Origin of the sequence: Gluconacetobacter azotocaptans, assembly GCF_014174355.1 — a bacterium.
GTDB classification, from domain to species: Bacteria; Pseudomonadota; Alphaproteobacteria; order Acetobacterales; family Acetobacteraceae; genus Gluconacetobacter; species Gluconacetobacter azotocaptans.
Window position 1 is genome coordinate 58,158 of record NZ_JABEQF010000014.1, and the last position, 23,961, is coordinate 82,118.

29 protein-coding genes are annotated in these 23,961 nt (G+C 70.3%); 19 read left to right on the forward strand and 10 right to left on the reverse strand.

Going from position 1 to position 23,961, the window contains the following annotated elements:
* Positions 1-13 precede the first annotated feature (13 nt).
* Complete coding sequence (gene arfB / locus HLH34_RS15170) at positions 14-433, reverse strand: alternative ribosome rescue aminoacyl-tRNA hydrolase ArfB (RefSeq protein ID WP_183120414.1); 420 nt, start codon at positions 431-433, stop codon at positions 14-16.
* A gap of 74 nt (positions 434-507) precedes the next feature.
* Between arfB and HLH34_RS15175 the strand changes: the two genes are divergently transcribed.
* The gene (locus tag HLH34_RS15175; protein ID WP_183120415.1) at positions 508-1,140 is read left to right on the forward strand and encodes a LysE family translocator; all 633 of its coding nucleotides are present in this window, start codon (positions 508-510) and stop codon (positions 1,138-1,140) included.
* Between the two features lie 25 nt (positions 1,141-1,165).
* Here the strand turns inward: HLH34_RS15175 and HLH34_RS15180 are convergent, their stop codons facing one another.
* The 3 genes from HLH34_RS15180 to HLH34_RS15190 all read right to left on the reverse strand — a co-directional run bounded on the left by HLH34_RS15180 (position 1,166) and on the right by HLH34_RS15190 (position 4,503).
* Positions 1,166-2,419, reverse strand: coding sequence for an MFS transporter (locus HLH34_RS15180; protein WP_183120416.1), 1,254 nt, complete (start codon positions 2,417-2,419; stop codon positions 1,166-1,168).
* A 195-nt stretch (positions 2,420-2,614) separates the two neighbouring features.
* A complete protein-coding gene (locus HLH34_RS15185; protein ID WP_220792205.1) occupies positions 2,615-3,571 on the reverse strand; it encodes a DMT family transporter in 957 nt (318 codons plus the stop codon).
* Positions 3,572-3,588: 17 nt separating this feature from the next.
* Positions 3,589-4,503 (reverse strand): LysR family transcriptional regulator, encoded by a 915-nt coding sequence (locus tag HLH34_RS15190; protein ID WP_183120417.1) that lies wholly within the window; start codon positions 4,501-4,503, stop codon positions 3,589-3,591.
* Between the two features lie 90 nt (positions 4,504-4,593).
* Here HLH34_RS15190 and HLH34_RS15195 point away from each other — a divergent pair, with 90 nt between their 5' ends.
* Positions 4,594-5,565, forward strand: coding sequence for an NAD-dependent epimerase/dehydratase family protein (locus HLH34_RS15195; protein WP_183120418.1), 972 nt, complete (start codon positions 4,594-4,596; stop codon positions 5,563-5,565).
* Between the two features lie 273 nt (positions 5,566-5,838).
* Here HLH34_RS15195 and HLH34_RS15200 read toward each other — a convergent pair whose 3' ends face one another.
* On the reverse strand, positions 5,839-7,014 hold the full coding sequence (locus HLH34_RS15200; RefSeq protein WP_183120419.1) for a hypothetical protein: 1,176 nt from the start codon (positions 7,012-7,014) through the stop codon (positions 5,839-5,841).
* Between the two features lie 141 nt (positions 7,015-7,155).
* Here HLH34_RS15200 and HLH34_RS15205 point away from each other — a divergent pair, with 141 nt between their 5' ends.
* Positions 7,156-8,286 carry a glycosyltransferase family 2 protein gene (locus tag HLH34_RS15205; RefSeq protein WP_183120420.1) on the forward strand — a complete coding sequence of 377 codons (1,131 nt, stop codon included), beginning with the start codon at positions 7,156-7,158 and terminating at the stop codon, positions 8,284-8,286.
* A gap of 131 nt (positions 8,287-8,417) precedes the next feature.
* Here the strand turns inward: HLH34_RS15205 and HLH34_RS15210 are convergent, their stop codons facing one another.
* The 5 genes from HLH34_RS15210 to HLH34_RS19690 all read right to left on the reverse strand — a co-directional run bounded on the left by HLH34_RS15210 (position 8,418) and on the right by HLH34_RS19690 (position 11,182).
* A complete protein-coding gene (locus tag HLH34_RS15210) occupies positions 8,418-9,524 on the reverse strand; it encodes a glycosyltransferase domain-containing protein (RefSeq protein WP_183120421.1) in 1,107 nt (368 codons plus the stop codon).
* 79 nt (positions 9,525-9,603) lie between these two features.
* Positions 9,604-9,882, reverse strand: a complete 279-nt coding sequence (locus tag HLH34_RS15215) for a hypothetical protein (RefSeq protein WP_183120422.1) — start codon at positions 9,880-9,882, stop codon at positions 9,604-9,606.
* Between the two features lie 76 nt (positions 9,883-9,958).
* Positions 9,959-10,123: a hypothetical protein gene (locus HLH34_RS15220; protein ID WP_183120423.1), complete on the reverse strand. Its 165-nt coding sequence runs from the start codon at positions 10,121-10,123 to the stop codon at positions 9,959-9,961.
* 102 nt (positions 10,124-10,225) lie between these two features.
* A complete protein-coding gene (locus tag HLH34_RS15225; RefSeq protein WP_183120424.1) occupies positions 10,226-10,396 on the reverse strand; it encodes a hypothetical protein in 171 nt (56 codons plus the stop codon).
* 66 nt (positions 10,397-10,462) lie between these two features.
* A complete protein-coding gene (locus tag HLH34_RS19690; RefSeq protein WP_183120425.1) occupies positions 10,463-11,182 on the reverse strand; it encodes a S24 family peptidase in 720 nt (239 codons plus the stop codon).
* 127 nt (positions 11,183-11,309) lie between these two features.
* Between HLH34_RS19690 and HLH34_RS15235 the strand changes: the two genes are divergently transcribed.
* The 16 genes from HLH34_RS15235 (at position 11,310) to HLH34_RS15310 (ending at position 23,956) form a co-directional block, all read left to right on the forward strand.
* Positions 11,310-11,582 (forward strand): hypothetical protein, encoded by a 273-nt coding sequence (locus tag HLH34_RS15235; RefSeq protein WP_183120426.1) that lies wholly within the window; start codon positions 11,310-11,312, stop codon positions 11,580-11,582.
* A 20-nt stretch (positions 11,583-11,602) separates the two neighbouring features.
* Entirely contained in the window at positions 11,603-14,104 is a 2,502-nt protein-coding gene (locus tag HLH34_RS15240) for a topoisomerase (RefSeq protein ID WP_183120427.1), read from the forward strand.
* A gap of 363 nt (positions 14,105-14,467) precedes the next feature.
* Entirely contained in the window at positions 14,468-14,986 is a 519-nt protein-coding gene (locus HLH34_RS15245; RefSeq protein ID WP_183120428.1) for a terminase small subunit, read from the forward strand.
* A gap of 40 nt (positions 14,987-15,026) precedes the next feature.
* The gene (locus HLH34_RS15250) at positions 15,027-15,284 is read left to right on the forward strand and encodes a hypothetical protein (RefSeq protein ID WP_183120429.1); all 258 of its coding nucleotides are present in this window, start codon (positions 15,027-15,029) and stop codon (positions 15,282-15,284) included.
* Positions 15,281-15,466 carry a hypothetical protein gene (locus HLH34_RS15255; protein WP_183120430.1) on the forward strand — a complete coding sequence of 62 codons (186 nt, stop codon included), beginning with the start codon at positions 15,281-15,283 and terminating at the stop codon, positions 15,464-15,466. Before HLH34_RS15250 ends, HLH34_RS15255 begins: the two co-directional genes overlap by 4 nt.
* Positions 15,463-16,944, forward strand: coding sequence for a hypothetical protein (locus HLH34_RS15260; protein ID WP_183120431.1), 1,482 nt, complete (start codon positions 15,463-15,465; stop codon positions 16,942-16,944). The genes HLH34_RS15255 and HLH34_RS15260 overlap by 4 nt, the downstream gene beginning before the upstream one ends.
* Positions 16,944-17,192 carry a hypothetical protein gene (locus HLH34_RS15265; RefSeq protein WP_183120432.1) on the forward strand — a complete coding sequence of 83 codons (249 nt, stop codon included), beginning with the start codon at positions 16,944-16,946 and terminating at the stop codon, positions 17,190-17,192. The genes HLH34_RS15260 and HLH34_RS15265 overlap by 1 nt, the downstream gene beginning before the upstream one ends.
* Complete coding sequence (locus HLH34_RS15270; protein ID WP_244959994.1) at positions 17,189-19,339, forward strand: co-chaperone GroES; 2,151 nt, start codon at positions 17,189-17,191, stop codon at positions 19,337-19,339. Before HLH34_RS15265 ends, HLH34_RS15270 begins: the two co-directional genes overlap by 4 nt.
* Positions 19,308-19,490: a hypothetical protein gene (locus tag HLH34_RS15275; RefSeq protein WP_183120450.1), complete on the forward strand. Its 183-nt coding sequence runs from the start codon at positions 19,308-19,310 to the stop codon at positions 19,488-19,490. The genes HLH34_RS15270 and HLH34_RS15275 overlap by 32 nt, the downstream gene beginning before the upstream one ends.
* Positions 19,490-19,918 (forward strand): co-chaperone GroES, encoded by a 429-nt coding sequence (locus tag HLH34_RS15280; protein WP_182944626.1) that lies wholly within the window; start codon positions 19,490-19,492, stop codon positions 19,916-19,918. The genes HLH34_RS15275 and HLH34_RS15280 overlap by 1 nt, the downstream gene beginning before the upstream one ends.
* The gene (locus HLH34_RS15285; RefSeq protein WP_183120433.1) at positions 19,918-20,856 is read left to right on the forward strand and encodes a hypothetical protein; all 939 of its coding nucleotides are present in this window, start codon (positions 19,918-19,920) and stop codon (positions 20,854-20,856) included. Before HLH34_RS15280 ends, HLH34_RS15285 begins: the two co-directional genes overlap by 1 nt.
* Positions 20,853-21,323, forward strand: a complete 471-nt coding sequence (locus HLH34_RS15290) for a hypothetical protein (RefSeq protein WP_244959995.1) — start codon at positions 20,853-20,855, stop codon at positions 21,321-21,323. Before HLH34_RS15285 ends, HLH34_RS15290 begins: the two co-directional genes overlap by 4 nt.
* Positions 21,324-21,567: 244 nt before the next feature.
* Entirely contained in the window at positions 21,568-22,164 is a 597-nt protein-coding gene (locus tag HLH34_RS15295) for a hypothetical protein (RefSeq protein WP_183120434.1), read from the forward strand.
* A 97-nt stretch (positions 22,165-22,261) separates the two neighbouring features.
* Positions 22,262-23,170, forward strand: a complete 909-nt coding sequence (locus HLH34_RS15300; RefSeq protein WP_182944630.1) for a phage major capsid protein — start codon at positions 22,262-22,264, stop codon at positions 23,168-23,170.
* A 121-nt stretch (positions 23,171-23,291) separates the two neighbouring features.
* Entirely contained in the window at positions 23,292-23,489 is a 198-nt protein-coding gene (locus HLH34_RS15305) for a hypothetical protein (RefSeq protein WP_183120435.1), read from the forward strand.
* A gap of 56 nt (positions 23,490-23,545) precedes the next feature.
* The gene (locus HLH34_RS15310; protein ID WP_240162160.1) at positions 23,546-23,956 is read left to right on the forward strand and encodes a hypothetical protein; all 411 of its coding nucleotides are present in this window, start codon (positions 23,546-23,548) and stop codon (positions 23,954-23,956) included.
* The last annotated feature ends 5 nt before the right edge of the window (positions 23,957-23,961 follow it).

Sequence of the window (23,961 nt, forward strand, 5' to 3'; positions counted from 1 at the left end):
ACAACTGCCTGTCCTAGTCGTGCCGCAGGGCGCGTCCGCGCTTGATGCTGGCGCGGTGGGCCTTGCCGTCCAGCCGGCGCTGGCGGGCGGCGCGGCCGGGGCGGGTGGCGACGCGGAAGGCGGGGCGGTGCGCGGCCTCGCGGATCAGGGCGGCCAGCCGTTCGACCGCGTCCTCGCGGTTGCGCTGCTGGGTGCGGAAGCGCCGGGCGGTGATGACGATGACGCCGTCGCGCGTGGCGCGGCTGCCCGCGACCTCGAGCAGGCGGGCGCGTACCCGTTCGGACAGCGCGGGCGAGCGCGCGGCGTCGAAGCGTAGCTGCGCCGCCGTGGCCACCTTGTTGACGTTCTGCCCGCCGGGGCCGGAGGCGAGGATATAGCTGACCTCCAGCTCGGACTCGGCCAGGGACAGTCCTGGAAGGATCGGGATTGCCATGCGTACGGCATAGCATGTTTCGCGCCGCCGCGCGTGCTATCGGTTGGGTCGCGAAACGGAAACAGGGGGAACGCATGCCGGGTACGACCAATCTGATCGCCTTCGCGCTGGTGGCGCTGGGCATGGCGCTGACGCCGGGGCCGAACATGATCTATCTGGTCTCGCGGTCGATCTGCCAGGGCTGGCGGGCGGGGCTGGTGTCGCTGGGCGGGGTGGCGCTGGGCTTTGTCATCTACATGCTGTGCGCCGCGTTCGGCATTACCGCGCTGCTGCTGGCGGTGCCCCATGCCTATGACGCGCTGCGCCTGGGCGGGGCGGCGTATCTGCTGTATCTGGCGTGGCAGGCGATCCGCCCCGGCGGACGCTCGCCGTTCCAGGTGCGCGACCTGCCCGTCGACGGGCCGGGCCGGCTGTTCGTGATGGGGTTCGTCACCAACCTGCTGAACCCCAAGATCGCGGTCATGTACCTGTCGCTGCTGCCGCAGTTCGTCCAGCCGGGCCACGGCGGGGTGCTGGCGCAGTCGCTGACGCTGGGCAGCACGCAGATCCTGGTCAGCATCGCGGTGAATACGGCGATCGCGCTGGCGGCCGGGTCGATCGCATCCTTCCTGACCACGCGCCCGCGCTGGGCCATGGTGCAGCGCTGGCTGATGGCCACCGTGCTGGGTGGGCTGGCGGTCCGCATGGCGCTGGAGAGCCGGCGCTGAGCGTCCGTGTCCGGCCATCCGGATTTCAGCCCGTCGCGTCGGGGGGAGGGGCGGCCTGCAGGCCCCATATGCGCCGGGACATCAGCAGGGCCGCCACGCTGAGCAGGATGATGCCGGCGCCGATGCCCAGCCACCGCCGTGTCCCGACCATGTGCGCCATCGGCCCGCACAGGGCGAACCCCACCGGCCCCATTCCCACCGCGACCAGGCTGAACAGGGCGTTGACGCGCGACAGGACGGTGTGCGGGATCTGTTCCTGGACGGCGGTCTGGACCGTGACGTTCAGGACGGCCAGCGCCGCGCCGAAGACGGCGCTGCCCAGCGCCAGCACCAGCACGGGCACATGCAGTGCCAGCATGACCAGCGGCAGGGTCAGCAGGGCGGCGGCCAGTTCGAACGCGACGAGGGGCCGGGCAGGGTGAATGCGCAGGACCAGCAGGCCGCCGAGGACGCCGCCCATGCCGGTGGCGGAGGACACCAGGCCCCATAGCCGGGCGCCATCGGGCCGGGAGGCCAGCAGAACGGGGCCCAGGACGAAGAACGGGGCGAAGGCGACGAGATCCAGCAGCCCGTACTGCGCGGTCACCAGCCGCAGCCAGCCGTGCGTGCGGAATTCGCGCCAGCCCAGGCGAAAATCATGGAGGAACGAGGCCGGCGGCGGCCTGTCGCGCATGGCGGTGCGGATCAGCGCCAGGCAGCACGCGCTGATGGCGTACGACGTCGCGTCGAGGCCGATCGCCAGGGGGGCGTTGCCCAGGCTGACCAGCAGGCCGCCCAGCGAAGGCCCCACGATGGCGGTCAGCGAACTGGAGATGCTGAGCAGCCCATTGGCCTGCCGGATGCGATGCCTGCCGGCGATCTCGGGGATCAGGCCGGTTTCCGCGGGCCCGTAAAAGGCATTGCCGATGCCCAGGCAGGCGACCAGGGCCAGCAGCGCGGGCAGCGGCGGATGACGGAGCGTCAGCACGCCCGCCAGCAGGCTCTGGCTGACGCAGCGCAGCAGGTCGGCCCCGATCATCAGGCGACGCCGGGGCCAGCGGTCGCCCACCACCCCGCCGGCCAGCATCAGGACGATCGTCGGCGCCGTCTGCGCCGCCAGCACCAGTCCGATCGTCGTGGCGGAACGACCGCGCGCCAGCAGGGCAAAGGTCATCGCCACCGGAATGATGGCCGAGCCGAGCGTCGACGACGTCGTGGCCACGAAGAACAGGCAGAAGTCGCGTTCGCGCAGCAGCGCCCGGTATTGGCCGCGCGGACGGGCAGCGGGGACAGGTTCCATGACCGGCGTAGCATTCCCCCATGCGCCCATGCCCGCCGGTCTGCCGCGCGGACGTGCCGTTTCGCGGCGCTCTCGCGCGGCAAGATGCGTTTTCAGACGGGTTCGGAAAGAGGCTTCCGACCCAACGCGCCGTGGGTCGGATCGTTCATCGCCCCGGGCGCGGCATGACGCTGCGTGGCAGGGCGCTTCGCGCGGTCAGACGATCTGCGCGGGCTCCACGTCCAGTGCCGGGCCGCGATGGGTGGCGAGGTACCAGGCGACCGCGGCCAGGACGACGGCCCCCCCGGCCAGGACCGTGCCGCCGGGGCGTTCGTCGTAGAAGATCCAGACCCACAGCGGGCCCAGCACCACGTCGAGCATGGAGACGAACCCGGCCTCGCCGGACGGGATCAGGCGGCCGCCGGCCAGCACCAGCACGTAGGCGAACCCGGTCGTCAGCACCCCGAACAGGGCGCAGGCCACAAGCTGGGCCGGCGTGGGGAGGGTGGCCTGCGCCAGCGGGGCCGCCAGCAACATGCACCCCGCGGCGGCCAGCGCGCTCATGACCGTGGTGTCCATCGTGGGATGGCGCCTGGCGTGGACAAGCTGGAGGGCGAAGCTGGCGGTCGTGACGATGGCGGCCCCGATGCCCAGCAGGTCGTGCGCGGTCGCGGCCGCGCCGGCCATGAGGACGATGCCGCCCAGGGCGACGGCGCCGGCGGCCAGGAAGCGTTTCGTCACCCGCTCGCGCAGCCACACGAAGGCGACCCCCGTCGCGATGAACGGCAGCGCCGCGTAGATGGTCATGACGTTCGCCACCGTCGTCATGTCCAGCGCGATGACGTAGCTGATGGACGAGGCGACCGACAGGGCGATGGCGGTCAGTTCGGTCCGGCCCGGTCGCGGGAGGGCCCGCAGCGGCCTGGCGCGGCGGCGCACGAGGGCGAGGGCGCCGAGCGTGAGGAAGGCGAACAGCGACCGCCAGGCGACGATGGTCCAGGAATCGAGGGCGGCCATCCGGACGAACAGCCCGGCCGTGCTCCACAGCACGGCGGACAGGGCGACGAGGGCGACACCATAGTGACGATCCGGAACGCGCGCCATGACGACCCCGTAACGAGTGGACAGGGGCTGGTAGCAGATTGCCGGGTCGTCCGCCAGCCCGGGCCGCATGCCGAAAGCCGAAAGGGTCAGGCCCTGCCTTGCAGGTAGTCGGCCAGGCTTCGCGCCAGATGGTCGAACACGGTCCTGACGCGCCGCATGCGTTTCAGGTCCTCGTGCATGACGACCCACATTTCCAGCGGGAGCGAGAACAGGTCGGGCAGCACGGGCACCAGGCCGGGCGCGCGCCGGGCCAGCGGGTGCTGGCAGATGCCGATGCCGCCCCCCGCGCGGATCGCCGCGAGCTGCGCGACATGGTTGTCGGTCCGCAGGGCGAAATCGTCACGCGACAGGTCCAGCCCGGCCTGGTTGACCATGGCCAGGTCGCCCGCGGCGCGGTCGGGGCCGATCAGCGCGAAGCGGGGCAGGTCGGCCAGCCGCGCCGGCAGGCCGTGCCGCCCCACATAGGCGGGGGCGGCGAACAGCCCCAGCGGCACCGCGCCGATCCGGCGGGCGTGCAGGGCCGCCTGGACCGGCCGCGCCATGCGGACCGCGATGTCGGCATCCCGGCGCAGCAGGTCCTCGTTCCGGTTGCCCAGATGGAGTTCGAGGCGCAGGCGCGGATGGCGGGCGCGCAGGGCGGCGAGCATCGGCGGCAGGATTTCCGTGCCCACGATCTCGCTGGCCGTCACGCGCACCGTGCCGGCCACGCCATCGGCCGGCCCCGACGCGGCCCGCGCGAACGCGGCGGCGGCCGAGGCCATGGCCGCCGCATGCCCGGCCAGCACCAGCGCGTCGGGCGTGGGCTGCAACCCGGCGGGCGAGCGCGTGAACAGCACCGTCCCGATGCTGTGTTCCAGCGCGTCCAGCCGCCGGCGCACGGTCGGCTGCGCCACATGCAGCGCCCGCGCCGCCGCCGACAGGCTGCCTTCCGTCAGGATGGCCAGGAAGACGCGCTGGTTGTCCCAGTCGAAATGGCTGAGGTCGGAGGGGACGAGGTTCATACATTTCAGACTAGCTGATGGACGTGTTTTGACAATTCCGTTCATCCCGAAAATCGGCTGCCCTTGTGCCCCGTTCACAGGAGGCCACACATGAGTACACCCAGGACCGCATTGGTCGTCGGCGCGCGCGGCGGCATTGGCGGCGCGGTCGCGCGCAGCCTGCTGCGCCATGGCTGGCGGGTGCGCGGCCTGGCGCGCCGCCCGGCCGGCGACGTGCCGGGGATGGAGTGGATCGCGGGCGATGCGATGGACCGGGCGGCCGTGGTGCGGGCCGCCCAGGGCGTGCAGGCGGTCATCCACGCCGTGAACCCGCCCGGCTACCGGAACTGGGACACGCTGGTCCTGCCGATGCTGGACAACAGCATGGCCGCGGCGCTGGCCGCCGGCGCGCGGCTGGTGCTGCCCGGCACCGTCTATAATTTCGGCCCCGACGCGTTTGCCGACCCCGGCGAGGACGCGCCGCAACGCCCGCTGACTCGCAAGGGCGCGATCCGCGTCGAGATGGAGCGCCGCCTGCGCGATGCGGTTCCGGCGGGGCTGCGGTCGCTGGTCGTACGCGCCGGCGACTATTTCGGCCCCGGCGCGGCCAGTAACTGGTTCGCACAGGGACTGGTCGGCGGCCGGCGGCCGGTGCGGGGCCTGACCGATCCGGGGCGGCCCGGCGTCGGGCACCAATGGGCCTATCTGCCCGATGTCGCGGAAACCATCGCCCGGCTGCTGGCGCGGGAGGACGATCTGGACCCGGCGGCGCGCTTTCATCTGGCCGGGCACTGGGATGCGGACGGGACGGAGATGATCGCCGCCATCCGGCGGGCCCTGGGCCGGCCGTCCCTGCCGGTCCGGCGGTTTCCGTGGTGGCTGGTGAGCGTGGCCCGCCCGTTTGTGCCGTTCTGCCGCGAGATGCACGAAATGCGCTATCTGTGGCGCATGCCGCTGCGCCTGACTAACGGGAAGCTGGTGCGGTTTCTGGGCGATGAGCCGCACACGCCGCTGGATGTCGCGGTCGCGGCCGCGTTGGGGGATCTGAAGCAGCCTCTGCCCGAACAAGGGCTTTGCCCTTGACCCACCAAAGGGCAGTCGCCCTTTGGAAACCCAGGACTTTTAAAACGAATGGGATGCAAGGGCCGAGGCCCTTGCCGGGTTCGGGCGGAGCCCGACCTTCCTGAGAGCCTGTTTGAAAATGCGCGCTGGCGGCGATCCGACGCGCGTTTTCTGCGCTCCGATGCTCACGGCCCATAAGGCCGCTCCGCTTCGGGGCTCGAAAACACACGTCGGGCGCTTCACTGCGTTCCGCTCTCGCTCGCCAGCCCACATTTTCAAACAGGCTCTGAGACGTTATCGCCGGGTACAGGTCAGCGCGGGATGGGGCGGCGGGGTGGTGCGGGCGTGGCGGGCCACCCAGGTTGCGACCTGGGCGATGCTTTCGGGCGTGGTGTCGGTTTCGGGCATGTTGGTGGTGGCCGGGCCATTGGAATATTGCCCGACGATCCAGTAGGTGGGGCGGGCGCCGGCGTGTTCCAGGTAGCGGACTTCGGTTTGCACGCCGCGCATGAACTGGAAATCGGGGCCGTTGCCGCGCATGCCGTGCTGCGTGTCGAAGATGGTCATGAATACGGCCGTCGTCAGGTGGTGGCGGTTGGCCCAGCGGATTTCGCCGGCGATCAGGCGGCGGAACATCGCGCTGTGCGGCGTGCCGTAATAGGATTCGGTCGAGAAGATGTTGGCGGGGGTGTCGATGCCGAACCCGCCGGCCATCAGGGCGATGCGTCGCGAATTGGCGTAGTACGGATCGGTGGCGTAGTCGCTGGGGACACGGACGCCCAGGCCGGGGTTGCCCTGGCCGTCGGTGTCCGAACTGTCCGAGACATGGCCGTGCGCGCCGTTGGAGATGTAGGGCAGCACCAGGGCCGCGCCGGTCGTCATCCGGGCGTCGCGCAGGGCGATGGCGGTGTCGGCCACGTCGCGGTCGGTGAATTCCGACGACGGGTTGTGGAAGCTGCCGCCCCAGGGCGGGGCGGTGTCGGTGTAGCTGAGGTTCAGCATCGTGACATGGGGATGCCATCCGGCGGCGAACCAGCGGAACTGGCGGCCGGACTGGCTGTCGTCGAACACATGGTAATGCGACGGCGGCACGTCGGGCGTCAGCGCGGGGGACTGTCCGCCTTCAAACAGGCCGCCGCCGGCGCGGCCCTGCCACAGGGCGATCATCGCCGTCATGACGGCCTGGCCGTCGTAGCCGGGGGGCCTGGTCCAGGCCGGGTTGGCGTCGGGCCAGTCCAGCACCTGGCGGGTGGCGCCGTCGACCTGGTAGAGGCCGATGTTGCCGGTGGCCAGCAGGTTGGGAAAGCGCCAGGGCTGCGAAAGCTGGTAGCCGCCGATGACCGAGCTGATGAAGCTGGTGACCGGCTGGCCGGCACAGGGTGCGGGGGTGGCCCGGGCGGGGATGGTGAGGAGCGCGGCCGCCAGGCCCAGCAGGACGGGCGGCGCGCGGTGGGTGGGTCGGTGGGGCACGCGGCGGGTCGTCCTGTCGTGGCCGGCACAGCGTAGGACCGCCCCGTTAAGGCAATGCTAAGACGTTGCCGGACATAAGAGCCGTGACCGCGCTGTTGCGATGCGCGTGGCCCGCCGTTGGCTGGAGGGATGTTGGCCTTCATGACTGTTCCGGATCACCGCTATGCCATCGACCACATCCGGACCACGGGCAACCGGGTGTCGATCTCGGGCTGGTTCCTCGATTGCGTCGGCTGTGACCGGCTGGCCGTGCTGTGCGGGGAGGTGAGCCTGCATGTCGCCCGGCCCGAGGAATGGCGCCAGCCCAGCGCCGACGTCGCCGCCCTGTCCGACCCGCGCTACGACGCCGTGCGCTTTCATGTCGTCTTTCCCTTTCCGCCGGAATTGTCGCTGGCGATGCTGCGGCGGATGGTGCTGTCCTTCGAGGGCGACGGGCCGGCGCGGGTGCTGCCGGTCCATGCGGGCGAGGGGGACGGCGAGAGCGGGGAGCTTGCGCGGACGCCGCTGCGCGCGCTGCGGCTGGGCATCGGGATTCCGACCTACAACCGCGCCGCGCTGGTGCGCGAGACGGTGCGGCGGGTGCTGGACATGACGCAGTTCGATCCGGTCGTCCTGGTGGCGAACGACGGTTCGACCGACGATACGGCGGAGGTGCTGGCGCGCATTCCCGGCATCCATGTCCTGGACGCGCCGAACGCCGGCATTGCATGGAACAAGAACCGCCTGCTGTTCCATCTGCATGAAGTCGAGGCCTGCGACATCGTGCTGCTGCTGGAGGACGATGCCCGGCCGACGGTCTATGGCTGGAACGTCGACTGGATGCTGGCCTGCCTGCGCCATGGCCATGTGAATTTCGCGCCGCCCTGGTTTCCGCGCGCGTCGTCCGGCAACGGGTCGTGGCACGACCCGTTCCATAATGACGTGCTGACGGCGCAATGTTCGGGGTTCAGCCGCGAGGCGCTGTCCTATGTCGGATATATCGACACGCGCTTCGGCCGGTACGGGCACGAGCATGTGGAACATACCTCGCGCATGATCCGCATGGGCTATGGCGGGCTGACCAAGGAAGACGGTGCGTCCAAGACGTTCTTCCTGCTGGACGGGGCGATCGAGATCGTGGAGTCGGTGTCGAACTTCTCGCAGCAGCAGGTGGACGAGAATTCGGAAATCTTCCATCGGATTCACGGGGAATGCGCCTATCGTCCGCCGTGGCGGGACGATACGCAGATCCGCCGCCTGCGCGAGGAGATGCGGCAGGTGCGGCGGCAGTAGGGCCGCCGGTTGCCGGTTCCTGAGGCGTGGCACCCCAATCATTTGATAACGAATGGGTTTCCAAAGGGCGACTGCCCTTTGGTGGGTCAAGGGCAACGCCCTTGGCGGGAACATCCCACGAAAGGCTGGTATCAGAGCGACGCCAGGGCGGCCAGGGTGGCGCGTACCTGGTCGGGTGTCCAGTGCGCCAGGGCGGCCAGGGGCAGGCGGCAGGCGGTCAGGGGGGCCTCGGCCGTGCCCAGGCCGTAGGCGGTCAGCGGCGTGTCGTGGCTGGTGCGGATGCCGTCGGGCCGCAGGGCCAGCGTTTCCCAGCCCTTGGCCCAGGGGGCGGTGGAAAGGGCGCCATCGGGGTGGAAGCTGCGGATGGACGCGCGGTCGGGCGACAGCAGGAAGGCCGAGGACGGGCCGGCCCGCACGGCGACGCACAGGCCGGGGCCGGGCTGGGCGCGCACCGTGGGCGCGGCGTCGTCCGGTCCGTCGTGCAGGAAGCCCCCGTGTGCGCGGAGGGCCAGCAGGTCGAGTCCCTCGGGCACCAGGCGGTGGATCATGTTCAGGACCGACAGGGCGGCGACGGGGCCTTTGTCGCCGTTGGCGTGGAGGATGGGCGGCCATGTGCCGGTCGCGCGGTTGCGGACCGCGCCGCCCGCGTAGTCGTATAGTTCGAGCGAGCCGCCCAGCGTGCCGAAGATGGTGCTGCCGGCATCGACGGTGACCCGCAGGTGGTGGCGCGCCGCGGCCTGGGCCGTGAAACGCGCGGCCAGGCGCTGGTCGTCCTGGTCGCCGGTCTCGCGCGACAGGGCGAGGCAGTGGGACAGCATCGTCCGGATGGCGCCGGCATAGCCGATGTAGCAGCCGCTGTTCAGATAACGGCAGCGTTCGGCGCCGTGGCCGTCGAAATAGGCCTGGACGGGATCGTCCGGGCCGTCGGCCGGGGGCCAGAAGACGGGTTCGCCGTTGAAGACGATGTCGCTGTCGCCGGCGGCGAAGGCGCGCCGGATTTCGGCCGCCGCGCCGGTGACCAGCGTGTCGTAGGCGTCGGTGAACAGGACGACGTCGTGCGGCCGGACCGAGGGCTGGTCCAGGGCGTGCGCCAGGGTCAGGTATTTGTCGATGAAGTGAATGCGTTCGCGCTCGCCCTCGGGACGGAGGGGGCGGAAATCGAGGCCCGCGCGGCGGGCGCTTTCTTCCAGGTCCAGCATCATGGCCGTCCTGGGATGGCCGACGGTGACGTGAAGCATGCGCGATGGCCCCCGGTTTCAGCGACCCGTCCTGTCTGCGGGGGGAGTGTTGATTTTTCGTTGCCGCGCGGGAGGGGGATCAGGGCGGCAGGTCGCGTTCGTCGCGGCGGAGGTCGGCCAGGGTGCAGGCGCGGGTGGTGCGTTCGTCGTGCGGGCGGGCTTCGCGGCGGCGTTCGTCGCAGGCGGCGTCGTGGCGCACGCACAGGTTGTCCAGATTGATCAGCGCGCCGTCCAGGGCGTCCAGCACGTCGCCCGCGTCCGGGATGCGCCGGGCCTGGGCCATGGTCTGGGCGATCAGGGCGCGCAACGCCATCAGCCGCGCGGCCGTGAGGATTTCGTCGTCTTCGTCGTACGGCATTCCTATCTCCTGCCCCGGGATAGGCGGCAGGAGATAGGGTAATGCCTATTGCGTCAATAGGAAAATAGGAAGCTGGTCAGATGACCGGGCCTTCGTCTTCCTCGTCGGGTTCGATCGGGTCGTCGACCGGCACCTCGTCGGGCGGCGGGTCGTCGGGGTTGAACGGGCCGGGGCTGGGGGTGGGCATCGGACGCCGGGGGCCGGCGGGGGCCTGGTCGCCGCGGGGATAATCGCTGGACATGGCGCGGTCCTCTCCATCGCTCCTGTGGCAGGTGGGGCGGCGGGGTGGCAGCGCAAGGTGCGGCGGGTAGAAAACCGCGGGAACGGTCTTCCACCCGGGGGATCAGTAGCGGTGGTGGTAGTCGTCGCCGCGCCAGCCGCCACGCTCGTCGTACCAGCCGTGATGGCCGCCCTGATAGCCCCGGTGCCAGCCGCGATAGGGCGGGCGTTCGTAGACGCAGCCGGCGAGGGCGAGCAGGGCCAGCAGCGCGCAGGCGGGACGGATCGGATTCATCGGCGTTCTCCTTCGGTCAGGAGTCTGGGGCTGGATCGTGGTGACTGTGTGGCGAGGGGGCGGGTGTTATTTCCAGACCCATTTGCCGACCACGCGGCCGTTGATATGCACCTCGTCCAGCGTGCGGACATAGGTGGGGTAGCCGGGGTTGATGCTCATGATCTGGACCGTCACCGGGTCGTCCGAGCCGTAGACGATCTCCAGCCGTTTCAGCACCAGCCCGAATCCGTCCCACAGCACGTAGACGCCGGGGGGCGAGGGGGTGCGGTGGGCGGTGTCGACCAGCACGCGCTCGCCGGCCTGGTAGTCGGGCTCCATGCTGTCGCCGGCGACGCGCAGCACCACCAGGGATTCGGGGTTTTCGGTGAAGGCGCCCAGGAAGCGGCGGGGCAGGGACCAGTGGTCGGTGGGCCGGGGGCCGTCCTCGACCGCGATGTTGGTGGGGATGGCGCCGCCGCCGGCCTGGGGGGCCACGTTGTATTCGGGGATGCGGAACTGGCCGTCGGCGGGGACGGCCGGCGGGGCGGGGGGCGGCGGCGGCGGGGCGTCTTCCAGCGGCTGGTGGCTCGGGTCGTGCTCGTCGCGGAAGACGTCGGGGCTGACGCCGAAGCGGCGGGCCAGGGCGGTGCGGACGTCCTCGGGCAGTTTCTGGGGGGTGCCCTTGTGCAGATACTGCTGGAGGTAGGCGTGGTTGCGGCCCAGGGCGAGGGACTCGGCCTTCAGGGTGGTGGCCGCCCCGGTGATGAGCTTGAGCAGGGCGTAGCGCGGAGCGGTCAGGGCGGTCATGGGCGGAGTATCGGCGGAACGATAGGGAATTTCTAATAGGTTCTTTCCGCTTGATCGGTAGGAATAAGCCTATTACGGTCGGCGCCATGACATATGACCCGATTTCCCCCGCCGGGGGCGCCGGCTGATGGCGCGCTCGACATACGATTGGCCGACGATCGACCCCAAGGTGGACGCCATGCTGGCGCGCGGCCTGAAAGTGGTGCGCATCGCCGAGGAACTGGGCATGCGCGCCCAGACCCTCCGCGACCGGCTGAGCTATCGCCGCCGGGCGCCGCAGCCGGGGCCGCGACGCGACCTGTCGCCGCTGGTCCATCGGTCGTGCCTGAATTGCGGGGCGGCGTTTTCCGTCCGGTCGCGGTTCCTGCGGTTGTGCCCGACCTGCCGCGCCGAGTGCTGAGGCACCCGGAGGGCCGCGCCATGATTCCCTTCGAGCAGATCAACGACGCGGCGCTGGCGTGCCTGCCGGAGCTGGTCGCGCGCTGGTTGCCGGCGGGGCGGCGGCGGGGCGACGAGTGGGTGGTGGGCAGCCTGGCCAACGACCCCGGCCGGTCGCTGTCGATCAACCTGCGGACCGGGCGCTGGGCCGATTTCGCCGACGGGCCGCGCGGCGGCGACCCGATCAGCCTGTATGCGGCGCTGCATACCAACCACGACCGCGTGCAGGCGGCCCGCGACCTGGGGGCCTGTCTGGCCGTGACGGCCGGCATGCCGGCGGTGGAGGCGGCGCCCGTGATGGAATGGATGCCGGCCGTGCCGCCGGAGGACGCGCCCGCGCCCGACCTGTCGGGGTGGGACCACGCCTATGCCTATCGCGACGCGGCGGGGCGGGTGCTGCGCTATGTCGTGCGGCGCGACGCCACCGCCGAGGCGCGCAAGCGGATCATGCCGCTGACCTGGGGGCGGCTGGTCGAGCGGGGTGTGGCGCGGGTGGGGTGGCACATGCGCCATGCCGACGCCCCGCGGTCGCTGTACGGGCTGGAGCGGGTGGCGGGGGCGCGGACGGTGCTGGTGTGCGAGGGCGAGAAGGCGGCCGACGCGGCGCAGCGCCTGTTTCCGCGCCTGGCCTGCGTGACCTGGACCGCCGGCACCGGCAATGTGGGGCGCACGGACTGGACCGTGCTGGCGGGGCGGCATGTCATCGTCTGGCCCGATCATGACGGGCCGGGCGAGAAGGCGGCGGCCGAGATCGCCGCCATCCTGGCCGCCGTGGCCGAGACGGTGCGCGTGGTCGATGTCCGCGACATGGAGCCGGGCGAGGACGCGGCCGACCTGCGGGTGGACGACCCCGGCGAGTGGCTGCGCGCGCGGGTGGGGCCGGTGCTGTGCGGCGTCACGGTCAAGCGCGCGGCGGCCTGCGTGCCGATGGCGGCGCGGCGGGCGGCGGGGCTGGAGCCGATTGCGGTGCGCGGCGGCGAGATCGACCTGGTCGCGACCCAGGGCGAGCGCGCGCTGATGGCGGCGAACGCGCCGGTCTATCAGCGCGGGACCATTCTGGCGCGGCCCGGCCGGCGCGAGGTGGCGGCCGCCGACGGCCGGATGACCCATGCCGCCTGCCTGGTGGAGATCGGCGTGCCGGCGCTGACCGACCTGCTGTGCCAGGCGGTGGAGTGGCGGAAGTTCGACCGGCGCAGCCAGGCGTGGAAGCCCATCGACCCGCCCCCGGCAGCGGCGCAGGTGATCTTGAGCCGGGCGGGCACATGGTCGTTTCCCGCCATTGCCGGGGTGATTACCACGCCCACCCTGCGGCCGGACGGATCGGTGCTGATGGCGCCGGGGTACGATGCGGCGACGCGGCTGTACCATATCGACGACCCGTTGCTGGATCTGCGCCTGCCGGAACCCACGCGCGCCGCCGCCGAGCGGGCGCTGGAGGGGGTGCGCGGGCTGCTGGCCGAATTTCCCTTTGCCGCCGAGACCGATCGGTCGGTGGCGCTGGCGGGCATCCTGACCGCCGTGGTGCGGGGCATGATGCCGGTCAGCCCGCTGTTCGCCTTTCGCGCCAATACGCCGGGGTCGGGCAAGAGCTTTCTGGTCGATGTGGCCAGCGTGATTGCCACCGGGCGCGTCTGCCCGGTGACCAGCGCGGGCGAGGACACGGCGGAAATGGAAAAGCGGCTGACCGGGCTGCTGCTGGCCGGCTATCCGATCATGTCGCTGGACAATGTGAACGAGGAGCTGGGCGGCGACCTGCTGTGCCAGGCGACCGAGCGGCCCATCGTGCGGCTGCGCGCGCTGGGGCGGTCGGAAAGCACCGAGATCGAGAACCGGGCGGTGATCTTCGCCACCGGCAACGCCCTGCGGGTGCGCGGCGACATGACGCGGCGCACGCTGGTGGCCACGCTGGATGCCGGGATGGAGCAGCCCGAACTGCGTGTGTTCGCCCGCAACCCGGTGGAGGACATCATGGCCGATCGCGGCGCCCATGTCGCGGCGTGCCTGACCATCGTGCGGGCGTGGCTGGCGAGCGGGGAGCAGGTGCATCTGCCGCCGCTGGCCTCGTTCGAGGTCTGGAGCCGGACGGTGCGCAGCGCGCTGGTCTGGCTGGGGCAGGCCGACCCGTGCCGGAGCATGCAGGCCGCCCGCGAGGACGACCCCGAACGCAGCGAGCTGCGCGAGATCCTGGGCCTGCTGGCCGAGGCTGCCGGCATCGGCCGGCCCTGCGGCCGCACCGTGCGCGAGATCGACGAACTGTCGCTGCTGGAAACGCAGGATGCCGCCGGATACCGCACCGGGCTGCGCTTTCCCGAACTGCGTGACGCGCTGGTGCGCATCGCCGGCACGCCGGCGGGGAAGATCAATTCCAAGCGTCTGGGCCGGTGGTTCCTGGCGCGCCGGGGGCGGGTGATCGACGGGCGGCGGATTGCGGAATGCGGGGTGGCGCATGGGGGGGTGAAGAAATGGGCGGTGGAGGTGGCGTGAGTGAGAGAAGGTCGGGCGCTGCCCGAACCCGCCAGGGCCTGAGGCCCTGGACCCCATTCGTTTGGGGGGGAGTGAGGTCCATCTTTGCAAAAGATATTATAAATAAAATGGTTTCCAAAGGCCGGTGGCCTTTGGCGGGTTTCAGGGCGGAGCCCTGAGGCAGGCGCACGCGCTTCGCGGGTGGGTTCGGTGGGTCTGGTGGGGCGGGTGGGGCCGGTACGTGGGAAGTGGCGGTGACGCTTTTCCGGTACCGGGGGAGGGGGACCCTCCAGACCCACCATAGCCACCATCGGGTGGAATAAGGATATCTCTTGATGGAATCGGGAGATATTGTGTCCGTGACGGGAGAGTTCGGAGGCGGGCATGGCGGTGGAGCAGGGGAAGGCGGACGGGGTTCTGTCGCTGCGCCAGCAGCGGTTCGTCGCGGAATATCTGGTCGACCTCAATGGACGGCAGGCGGCGATCCGGGTGGGGTACAGCGCGCGCAACGCGGAGCGGCAGGTCACCAAGCTGATGGCGCTGCCCGGGGTGCGCGCGGCGATCGCGGCGGGGCAGGCGGCGCGCATAAGTCGGACGGAGGTCAGTCAGGACCGGGTGATTTCGGAACTGTCGTGCCTGGCGTTCTATGACGCCGGGGTGATCGGGGCGCATGTGCTGGAGGGGCCGGCGGATATCGCGGGCCTGCCGGAGGATGTGCGGCGGGCGATCGTCGGGTGGTCGTGGGACAAGGCGGGGAATTTTACGGTGAAGCTGTCGCCCAAGACGGCCAGCCTGGACCTGCTGGCGCGGCATCTGGGGCTGCTGAAGGACGTGCGCCAGCATCTGGGCAAGGACGGGCGGCCGGTCGATCCGCCGGCGACCTATACGGTTCTGGTGCGCTGAACGCGCCGGATCGGGTTTTTCGAAAAAGGGGGACAGGACCATGGCGATTCGCCAGCACAAGCAGATGGCCGAGACTGGCCGGGTTGCCGACGAGGCGTCGGATTTCGGCATTTCGCCCCTGGCGCAGGTGAATGGCGGGCGGGAAAGCCCGGACCGCGCGCGCGTCGGCGCGGTGCTGGACGATGGCGCGCGGGGGTGCGCGCCGCCGGTGCCGCGGGGCGGCGGGCGGATGCCGGCGCCGGCCGAGACGGACCATGGGCCGCATCGCGCCGGGCGGCGGGACGGCCTGACGCGATGAGCGCCGGCCGCCGTGCGGCGGCGGAGGGGATGTCCGGCGGGGCCTATGTGCCGGGCTGGGCGGATTCGGGGGATCATCCGGCGTTCGAGGCGGCGCGTTTTGGAAATGCGCTGGCGGAAGCAGGGATGATGCCGGGGTATGTGGCGCCCGAACGGGTGGCGGAGGACGAAGGCAGGCGATGACGGCGCTGTCGTACAACCGGGATGCGGTGCCGACGGTGCGGGCGTTCATGGCGTCGGACGCCTTCGTGCGCGGGCTGATGGGGCCGTTCGGGTCGGGCAAGAGTTCGGGCTGCGTGTGGGAGATCATCCTGCGCGGGCTGCGGCAGGCGCCGGGGCCGGACGGGGTGCGGCGCAGCCGGTGGGCGGTGATCCGCAATTCCTACCGCCAGTTGGAGGACACCACGATCCGGACGGTGCACCAGTGGTTTCCGCCGGCGCGGTTCGGGCGGTGGAAGCCGACGGATCATTCCTACGTCATCGACCGGATGCGCAACGAGGGCGACGACGCGCCGGTGGAGATCGAATTCCTGTTCCGCGCGCTGGACCGGCCCGACCAGGTGGGCAATCTGCTGTCGCTGGAACTGACGGGGGCGTGGATCAACGAGGCGCGCGAGGTGCCGTGGGCGATCATCGAGGCGGTGCAGGGGCGTGTGGGGCGCTATCCGGCGCGGCGCGACGGGGGCGCGACGTGGTCGGGCCTTATCATGGACACCAACCCGCCGGATGCGGAATCGGACTGGTTCCGGTTTTTCGAGGAACAGGACCATAGCGCGGCCATCGCGGCGCTGGCCGGAGGGCTGCCGGGGATGGCGGCGGACGGTTTCGCGCGGCTGTTCCGCCAGCCGGGCGGGCTGAGCGCCGGGGCCGAGAACCTTGAGAACCTGCCGCCGGCCTATTACCAGCGGCTGGCGGTCGGGAAAAGTGACGAGTGGGTCAGGGTCTATATCGACGGGGACTATGGCTTCGTCATGGATGGCAAGCCGGTGTTCGGGGAATATGCCGACGGGTTCCATTGCGCCGAATGCCGGACGGTGCCCGATCTGCCGATCTATCGCGGGTGGGATTTCGGGCTGACGCCGGCGTGCATCTGGAGCCAGGTGCTGCCGTCGGGCCAGTGGATCGTGGTGGACGAGCTGGTGTCGTCGTCGATGGGCATCGACCGGTTTTCGGACGAGGTGATGCAGCATTCGGCGCGGCATTACCCGCGCAGCGCCTTCATCGACGTGGGCGACCCGGCCGGGACGCAGCGGGCGCAGACCGACGAGCGGACGTGTTTCGAGATTCTGCATGCCAAGGGCATCGGCATCGCGCCCGGGCAGCAGGGGCTGGCGATCCGGCTGGAGAGCGTACGCAAGCCGTTGCGCACGCTGGTGGACGGGGCGCAGCCGGGATTTCTGCTGCATCCGCGCTGCAGGATGCTGCGGCGGGCGCTGATGGGCGGCTACCGCTACCGCCGCATGCAGGTGGGCGGCGAACGCTATGCCGACCGGCCGGAGAAGAACCAATGGTCGCACGTCACCGACGCGCTGCAATACGTGGCGACCCGGCTGTTCGGCCCGTCGCTGCGCTTTGCCGAGGCCGGCGTGGGGGACGGTGACGAGGATTTCAACGCGCATCCGGCCAGCGACCGGACGCGATCGAGCGTGACGGGGTACTGATGGCGGGACTGATCATACCGGCGGGCGTGCGGCCCGGGGCGGCGGCGCGCAGTTGCCGGCAGTGCCGGTTTCATGGGCTGGAGGGGCCGGATGTGGTGTGCCGGCGCTATCCGCCGCAGGTGACGGTGGTGATGGTGCCGCAGCCCGCGCCGCGCGCGGGGCAACTGGCGCCGCAGCCCTTCGCGACCTTTCCGCCGGTGGTGCCCGAGCATGTCTGCGGCGAGTTCGCGGCCGGGGGGCGGGCATGAGCGCGGAAGGTGTGGATGACGTGCCGACCAGGGATGCGGCCGACGGGCCGGACATGGAACAGGCGCGGCGTCTGCGGCGCTGGATCGAGAGCCCGAACATCGCCGTGGAGCTGGACGAGGAGACGTGCGCCGCCATCGCGCAGCGGGTGCGGCGGGAATACGACATGGACGACGCCAGCCGTGGCCCGTGGAAGGAAAAATACCGCCGCTGGCTGGATCTGGCGCAACAGGTGGCCGAACCCAAGACCTATCCCTGGCCGGGGGCGTCGAACGTCATCTTCCCGCTGCTGACCATTGCGGCGGTGCAGTTCGCGGCGCGGGCCTATCCGGCCATCGTGCGCGACCGCGACGTGGTGCGGGGCACCGTGCTGGGCCGCGACGACGGGGTGCCGGCGATGGACCCGCTGTGCCCCGGCCGGCCGCTGCTGGGGCCGGACGGCGCGCCGGTCTGGCTGGTGCCGCCGGGGGCGCGGCGGACGCGGGCGGATGCCATCGGCCGGCACATGAGCTGGCAGGTGCTGGACGAGATGGAGGAGTGGGAGGAGCAGACCGACAAGCTGCTGCTGAAACTGTCCATTGTCGGCGTGATGTTTCGCAAGACCTATTTCGACCCGGCGTTGCAGCGCAATGTCAGCGAGACGGTCGACCCGCTGCGGCTGTGCATCGACTACAACGCCAAATCGTTCGCCACCGCCCCGCGCATCACCGAGGAGATCGACCTGTACCCGTGGGAGGTGCAGGAGCGCATCCGCGCCGGCCTGTTCCTGGACGACGAGTACGGGTGCAACCACGATGCGTCGCCCGACGACGACGCGCCGGTGACGTTCCTGGAACAGCATCGGCGCATCGACCTGGACGAGGACGGCTATGCCGAGCCCTATATCGTGACGATCGCGCGCGATTCCGGACGGCTGGCGCGCATCGTGGCGGGATATGACATGGAGGGGGTGATGTTCGGCGCGGCCGACCATCGCGTCCGCCGGATCGACCCGGTGCCGTACTACACCAAGTTTCCGTTCATCCCGTCGCCGGACTCGGCGATCTACGACATCGGGTTCGGCACCTTGCTGCATCCGTTGAACGAGGCGGTGAACACCAGCCTGAACCAGATGTTCGACGCCGCCCACCTGGCGAACGCGGGGGGCGGGTTCATCGGGTCGGGCCTGTCGCTGAATGCGGGGTCGGTGCGCTTTCAGGTGGGCGAATACAAGGTGGTGAACGCGCCGGGGGCGGCGTTGCGGGAGAATTTGGTGCCGCTGGCCTTTCCGGGGCCGAACCCGGTGCTGTTCCAGCTTCTGACCTTTCTGGTCGATGCGGGGCGCGAGATCGCGTCGGTGAAGGACATCCTGTCGGGCGCGATGCCGGGCGGCAACACGCCTGGGGTGCTGGGGCTGGCGGTGATCCAGCAGGGGCTGAAGGTGTTCAGCGCCATCTTCAAGCGCGTTCATCGCAGCCTGGGGGCCGAGTTTCGGAAACTGTACCGGCTGAACCGGATCTACCTGCCCGACGAGGTGGGGTTTCGCGTCGGGGCCGGATATTTCAGCGTCACCCGCGCCGATTACGAGCAGGGCAGCGGGGTGGAGCCGGTGTCGGACCCGGAAATCGTCACCGACATGCAGAAGCTGGCGCGGGCGAATTTCCTGCTGGCGTTCAAGGACGACCCCTGGTGCGACGGGCATGAGATCCGCCGCCGCGCCTTCGATGCCGCCGCGATCGGCGAGGTGGGGCGCGTGCTGCGCGACCGGCCGGCGCCGAATTTCGACGCCGTGAGCCGGGCGCAGGACCTGGCGCTGCGCGCCCGGCGCGAGGCGCGCGAGGGGGCGGCGAGCGAGGGCCGCCAGCGCGTGCAGGAGATCGAGGCGCTGGCGGGGGCGATCCTGCGGCTGGCGCAGGCGCGCAAGGCGGAAGCCGATGCCGGTGGCGGGGCCGATCGGGGGGCGGTCGACGGGGAACTGGCGGATCTGGAGGCATGGCGTGAGGAGTTCGGAGAGGATGGATCGGCCGATACCGGAGGGGACGGACCGGGAGGAGATCCGCGACCGTCGCCGGGCGGCGCTGGCGGACCTGACCGAGGGGGATTTCCAGGCGTGGCGGCACCATCCGGTGACGCGGGCGGTGCTGCTGTTCCTTGGGGATTACCGCGATAGCCTGGAGCAGGGGCTTCTGGGGCACTGGCGCGCCGGCACGCTGATGCTGGCGCAGGAACACGAGACGCGGGGGCGGAGCCTGCTGGCCGGCGAGATCGCCGGGCTGGATCGGGACGTGCTGCGGACATTCTATGGCGGGGACGGCGTGTGATGCGTGAGGGACGGATTCTGAAACTGGACCGGCAGGAATATGTCGTTTCGGACTGGGACGGGGTGAACCGGGCGGGGTATGTGCCGCTGGACGACAAGATCCTGGTGCTGGCGGACATTCATGCCGACATCACCAGCGGCGCGGTGCAGTTGCCGGCCGAGTATGTCGAACGGCAGACGCTGGCCGCCGAGCACGGCACCGTCATTGCCGTGGGGCCGGCGGCGTTCCGCTGGAACGACGACGGCACGCGGCAGTGGGAGGGGCGCATCCCCCGGCCGGGCGACCGGGTCTATTTCGAGCGCTATGCCGGGCAGTTGCTGAAGGGCGAGGACGGGCGGATGTACCGGCTGATGTCGCAGCGTTGCATCGCGGCGATCGGTGTGGGCGCGGAATCGGACAATGACGAGATGATGGAAGGGACGATCTGATGTCGGATGTGCAGGACGAAGTGCCCGTCGCGGGCGGTGCGGTGATGGAGGATGGGGCCGGGCACGCGGGGGAGGCCGCCGCGCCGGAGATGGACGCGCCCGTAGCCCCCGAGCCTGTGGCGCTGGATGTCGAGGCGCAGGCGCGGCGGATGGGCTGGGTGCCGCGCGAGGCGTTTCGCGGCGACCCGGCCAACTGGCGGCCGGCCGGGCAGTTTCTGGAGCGGGGCATGACCCTGTTGCCGGTGCTGCAGCAGAATTACCGCACCCTGGACAGCCGCTATGGCGCGGTGCAGGCGGAACTGCGCGAGACGCGGCAGGCGCTGGTCGATTTGACCGAGCGCGCGCGCCGGGCCGACGAGCGGGCGCTGGGCCGGGCGATGAAGGAGATCGAATCGCGCCGGCAGCGGGCGGTGGCCGATGGCGACACCCGGGCCTTCGCCGTGGCCGAGCAGGAGTTGCAGGATTTGCGCGACAGCACGCCGCCCGCGCGGCCGGCCACGCGGGCGGAGCCTGCCCCGGCGACGCCGCGCGAGGCCGCCGGGGCGGAGGCCGGGGCGGTGCCGCCGGAAGTCGCGGCCTTCGTGCAGGCGAATCCGTGGTTCGGCACCAATGAGGAAGCGCGGCAGGACGCGATTGCCATCCACGCGGCGGTGGACCGGCAGCATCCGCGCTTGCCGCTGGCCGAACGGCTGGAGATGACCCGGCGCAAGGTACGGCAGTTGCACCCCGCGCTGTTCGAGAACGCGCGCCGGGTGGCGCCGGCCGCCGTCAGCCCCTCGCGCGCCGAGGCGGCGCGGCCGGCCAACCCGCGCGGGTTCGACGCGCTGCCCGCCGAGGTGCGGCGGGAATTCGACCGCTATGCCCGCGCCCTGTCGGGCAAGGGGCAGCCGCTGACCCGCGAGGAATGGGCGGCCTATTACTGGGAGAACGAAGGATGAGCGACGAACAGCGCCGGCGCGTGCCGGCCGAGGGCGCGCGGGTGCGCCCCGAGATGCCCGTCGAGGCGGCGCCGCGGGGCCGGAACGTGCGCAAGCCGTTCGGTACGCGGGAGCAGAAACTGGCTTATCCCGACAGGGAAGGATACCACCGGCACTGGTTCAACGACGAACCCGGCCGCATCGCCCGCGCGCAGGATGCGGGCTATACCCAGGTGGATGACGACAGCGGCAAGCCCGTCAGCATGACCGTGGGCGTTGCGCGCGGCGGCGGGGCGCTGATTGCGTACTTGATGGAAATACCGATGGAATGGTATCGGGAAGACATGGCGGCGCAGGAGGCCCAGCAGCAGGAACTGCTGGCCCAGATCAGGCAGGGCCGCGTCCCCGGCGGGCCGACCGGCGCCGACCGCAATGCCCAGTACGTGCCACGCGATGTCGGAATCACCATCCGCGAGGAACGTCGCTGAGGCGGGCGTGACCGGGGCCCAGGGATGGCCCCTTCGATACAGGAAATGACAAGGATCGGGCTTTGCCCGAACCCGTCCGTTATCCGGAGTTGGGGGCCTGAGGCCCTGGACCCCGATCGTGGACAAACGACTGGGTTTCCAAAGGGCTCGGCCCTTTGGCGGGTTTCAGGGCGGAGCCCTGAGGCACAGGCATCGACCTTGCGGCGCGCGCGCCGTTCCATCACTCGTGCAGGGGTCCTGCCAGATGAATTCGAATATTGCCAGCGGCCTTCGGCCGTTATCCTACATGTCCGGTGCGCCGTATAGCGGCGGCGTGCAGGTGTACTACGTGCCGGCCGGCAACCCCACGCCGCTGTTCATCGGCGACCCGCTGGTGGCGCTGGATGGCGTTGCCGATGCGAACGGCGTGCCGGGGGTGGGCATCGCCACCGCCGGGGGTTCCGGCGCCATCACCGGGGTGATGCAGGGCGTGGCCAACAATGCCGGCGAGCTGGTGCTGCCGGTGGTGCAGAACCAGGCGCCGTACCTGCCGGCGGGGCAGGCGGCGTATGTCTATGTCGCCGACGATCCGAACCTTGTGTTCGCGGTGCAGGAAGATTCGGTGGGCGGCGCGCTGGCGGCGGGCGCGGTGTCGAAGAACGCCGACCTGGTGGCCGGGGCGGGTTCGACGGTCAACGGGTTTTCCGGCTGGCAGTTGCAGTCGGCCAGCGTGGGCACCACGGCGACGCTGCAGGTGCGCATTCTGCGGGCGTACCAGTCGATCGACAATGCCGTCGGAACGAACGCGAAATGGCTGGTGCGGATCAACCAGCATTCGATCACCAGCCCGACCGGGATCTGACGCGGCGCGCGTCCGGGGTGGACCCGGAGGCGCTGCGATGGTGAAAAACTTTGAGCAGGCCACGCGGTTCTGTCGCGCGGGCTGAGGAGCGATTTCAATGGCCGTTATTACGACTGGCGCGCATCCCAAGGCGCTGTGGCCCGGGATCAAGGCGTGGTGGGGACGCAGCTACGACGAGCATCGCGTCGAATATCTGGATCTGTTCGACAAGCAGACGTCGGACAAGGCGTATGAGGAGGAGGTCGAGATCACCGGCTTCGGCCTGGCGCCGGTCAAGCCGCAGGGCCAGCAGATCTATTACGATGTCGAGGCGCAGGGGTCGGTCAGCCGCTTCACGCATGTGGCCTACGCCCTGGGCTATGTCGTGACGTATGAGGAACTTCGCGACAATCTGTACGAGGTCGTGTCGAAGCGCCGGGCGGCGCAGTTGGCGTTTTCCATGCGCCAGACCAAGGAAAACGTGCTGGCCGGCATCTATAACATGGCGTTCTCGGCCGCCGCGCCGGGTGGCGACGGGGTGTCGCTGGTCTCGAACCTGCATCCGACGCTGTCGGGCGCGCAGTCGAACCTGCTGGCCACGGCGGCCGATCTGTCGGAGGCGGCGGTCGAGGACCTGACGGTGCAGATCATGCAGTGCCAGAACAACCGGGGCATGCGCATCTCGGCGCTGCCGCGCACGCTGAACGTGCCGTCGGCGCTGTGGTTCGAGGCCAACCGGATCTGCAATTCGGTGTTGCAGAACGACACGGCGAACAATGCCGTCAACGTGCTGCGCGCGACGAATGCGTTCCCCGAAGGCATCAAGCTGAACCATTACTTCACCAGCCAGACGGCGTGGTTCATCCGGACCAACGTGCCCAATTCGCTGACCTATTTCGAGCGCGATCCGATCTCGTTCGATCAGGACAACGATTTCGACACGCGCAATGCCAAGGCCGCCTGCTACGAGCGGTATTCGGGATATTGGGCGGACTGGCGGGGGCTGTACGGCACGCCGGGGGTTTAAGGTCGGGCCTTGCCCGAACCCACCAGGGCAAGGATCGACGACTGGGTTTCCAAAGGGCGCTGCCCTTTGGCGGGTTTCAGGGCGGCGCCCTGAGTTCTTCCGAAAAACGATGGAGAATACGATGAGTGTGAAAAAGACCGGAACCAAGCCCGCTGGCGTGCCGATGGACGGGCGCGTGGCGGGGATGCAGATCCATCACCATCATCACTACCATGCGCCGGCCAAGGCGCCGGCGGTGACTTCGCCGCGTGCCGTGCCTGCCGTCGCGCGGGGCAAGGCGACGCCGGCCGGCGCGCGCAAGGGCGGCCGGCGGGCCTGAGGGCAGGCCCGGTCCCGGCCCGGTGCGCCGGGTCGGGACCCAGACGGAGGGAGGGCATGATGGCGGATGTGATGATGTCGCAGGTGATGGCGAACGGGCCGCGCAACCTGGCCGTCAAGCTGACGGATGTCAGCGACGGGACGGGGCTGGCGTCGGTTCGGATCGTGGACGCGCAGTCCGTCGCCTTTTCGGTCGGGGGGCAGGCGCCGGGGGTGCATCTGAAGGTGCGGCGCATCGCCTATGACGTGCACGGCATGGTGGTGCGCCTGCAATGGGAGGCGACCGAGCCGGTGGATCTGGCGACGCTGTCGGGCTTCGGTCATCTGGATTTCCGGCGGTTGCAGGGCATTGCGAACCCGAAGGCGCCGGGGGCCACGGGGTCGATCCTGCTGAGCACCATCGGGGCGGCGGCGGGCAGCGCGTTCACCCTGGATCTGGAAATGGTCAAGGGTGTTCCGCAGGAGTGAGGGAA

Coding starts and splice junctions, on each gene's coding strand:
- HLH34_RS15300 (WP_182944630.1), top strand. CDS start 22,262: ATGGCCGTTATTACGACTGGCGCGCATCCCAAGGCGCTGTGGCCCGGG.
- HLH34_RS15185 (WP_220792205.1), bottom strand. CDS start 3,571: ATGCGGCCCGGGCTGGCGGACGACCCGGCAATCTGCTACCAGCCCCTG.
- HLH34_RS15235 (WP_183120426.1), top strand. CDS start 11,310: ATGGCGCGCTCGACATACGATTGGCCGACGATCGACCCCAAGGTGGAC.
- arfB (WP_183120414.1), bottom strand. CDS start 433: ATGGCAATCCCGATCCTTCCAGGACTGTCCCTGGCCGAGTCCGAGCTG.
- HLH34_RS15190 (WP_183120417.1), bottom strand. CDS start 4,503: ATGAACCTCGTCCCCTCCGACCTCAGCCATTTCGACTGGGACAACCAG.
- HLH34_RS15215 (WP_183120422.1), bottom strand. CDS start 9,882: ATGCCGTACGACGAAGACGACGAAATCCTCACGGCCGCGCGGCTGATG.
- HLH34_RS15220 (WP_183120423.1), bottom strand. CDS start 10,123: ATGTCCAGCGATTATCCCCGCGGCGACCAGGCCCCCGCCGGCCCCCGG.
- HLH34_RS15205 (WP_183120420.1), top strand. CDS start 7,156: ATGACTGTTCCGGATCACCGCTATGCCATCGACCACATCCGGACCACG.
- HLH34_RS15285 (WP_183120433.1), top strand. CDS start 19,918: ATGTCGGATGTGCAGGACGAAGTGCCCGTCGCGGGCGGTGCGGTGATG.
- HLH34_RS15290 (WP_244959995.1), top strand. CDS start 20,853: ATGAGCGACGAACAGCGCCGGCGCGTGCCGGCCGAGGGCGCGCGGGTG.
- HLH34_RS15280 (WP_182944626.1), top strand. CDS start 19,490: ATGCGTGAGGGACGGATTCTGAAACTGGACCGGCAGGAATATGTCGTT.
- HLH34_RS15295 (WP_183120434.1), top strand. CDS start 21,568: ATGAATTCGAATATTGCCAGCGGCCTTCGGCCGTTATCCTACATGTCC.
- HLH34_RS15240 (WP_183120427.1), top strand. CDS start 11,603: ATGATTCCCTTCGAGCAGATCAACGACGCGGCGCTGGCGTGCCTGCCG.
- HLH34_RS15225 (WP_183120424.1), bottom strand. CDS start 10,396: ATGAATCCGATCCGTCCCGCCTGCGCGCTGCTGGCCCTGCTCGCCCTC.
- HLH34_RS15260 (WP_183120431.1), top strand. CDS start 15,463: ATGACGGCGCTGTCGTACAACCGGGATGCGGTGCCGACGGTGCGGGCG.
- HLH34_RS15310 (WP_240162160.1), top strand. CDS start 23,546: ATGATGGCGGATGTGATGATGTCGCAGGTGATGGCGAACGGGCCGCGC.
- HLH34_RS15305 (WP_183120435.1), top strand. CDS start 23,292: ATGAGTGTGAAAAAGACCGGAACCAAGCCCGCTGGCGTGCCGATGGAC.
- HLH34_RS15195 (WP_183120418.1), top strand. CDS start 4,594: ATGAGTACACCCAGGACCGCATTGGTCGTCGGCGCGCGCGGCGGCATT.
- HLH34_RS15175 (WP_183120415.1), top strand. CDS start 508: ATGCCGGGTACGACCAATCTGATCGCCTTCGCGCTGGTGGCGCTGGGC.
- HLH34_RS15245 (WP_183120428.1), top strand. CDS start 14,468: ATGGCGGTGGAGCAGGGGAAGGCGGACGGGGTTCTGTCGCTGCGCCAG.
- HLH34_RS15270 (WP_244959994.1), top strand. CDS start 17,189: ATGAGCGCGGAAGGTGTGGATGACGTGCCGACCAGGGATGCGGCCGAC.
- HLH34_RS15255 (WP_183120430.1), top strand. CDS start 15,281: ATGAGCGCCGGCCGCCGTGCGGCGGCGGAGGGGATGTCCGGCGGGGCC.
- HLH34_RS15210 (WP_183120421.1), bottom strand. CDS start 9,524: ATGCTTCACGTCACCGTCGGCCATCCCAGGACGGCCATGATGCTGGAC.
- HLH34_RS19690 (WP_183120425.1), bottom strand. CDS start 11,182: ATGACCGCCCTGACCGCTCCGCGCTACGCCCTGCTCAAGCTCATCACC.
- HLH34_RS15265 (WP_183120432.1), top strand. CDS start 16,944: ATGGCGGGACTGATCATACCGGCGGGCGTGCGGCCCGGGGCGGCGGCG.
- HLH34_RS15180 (WP_183120416.1), bottom strand. CDS start 2,419: ATGGAACCTGTCCCCGCTGCCCGTCCGCGCGGCCAATACCGGGCGCTG.
- HLH34_RS15250 (WP_183120429.1), top strand. CDS start 15,027: ATGGCGATTCGCCAGCACAAGCAGATGGCCGAGACTGGCCGGGTTGCC.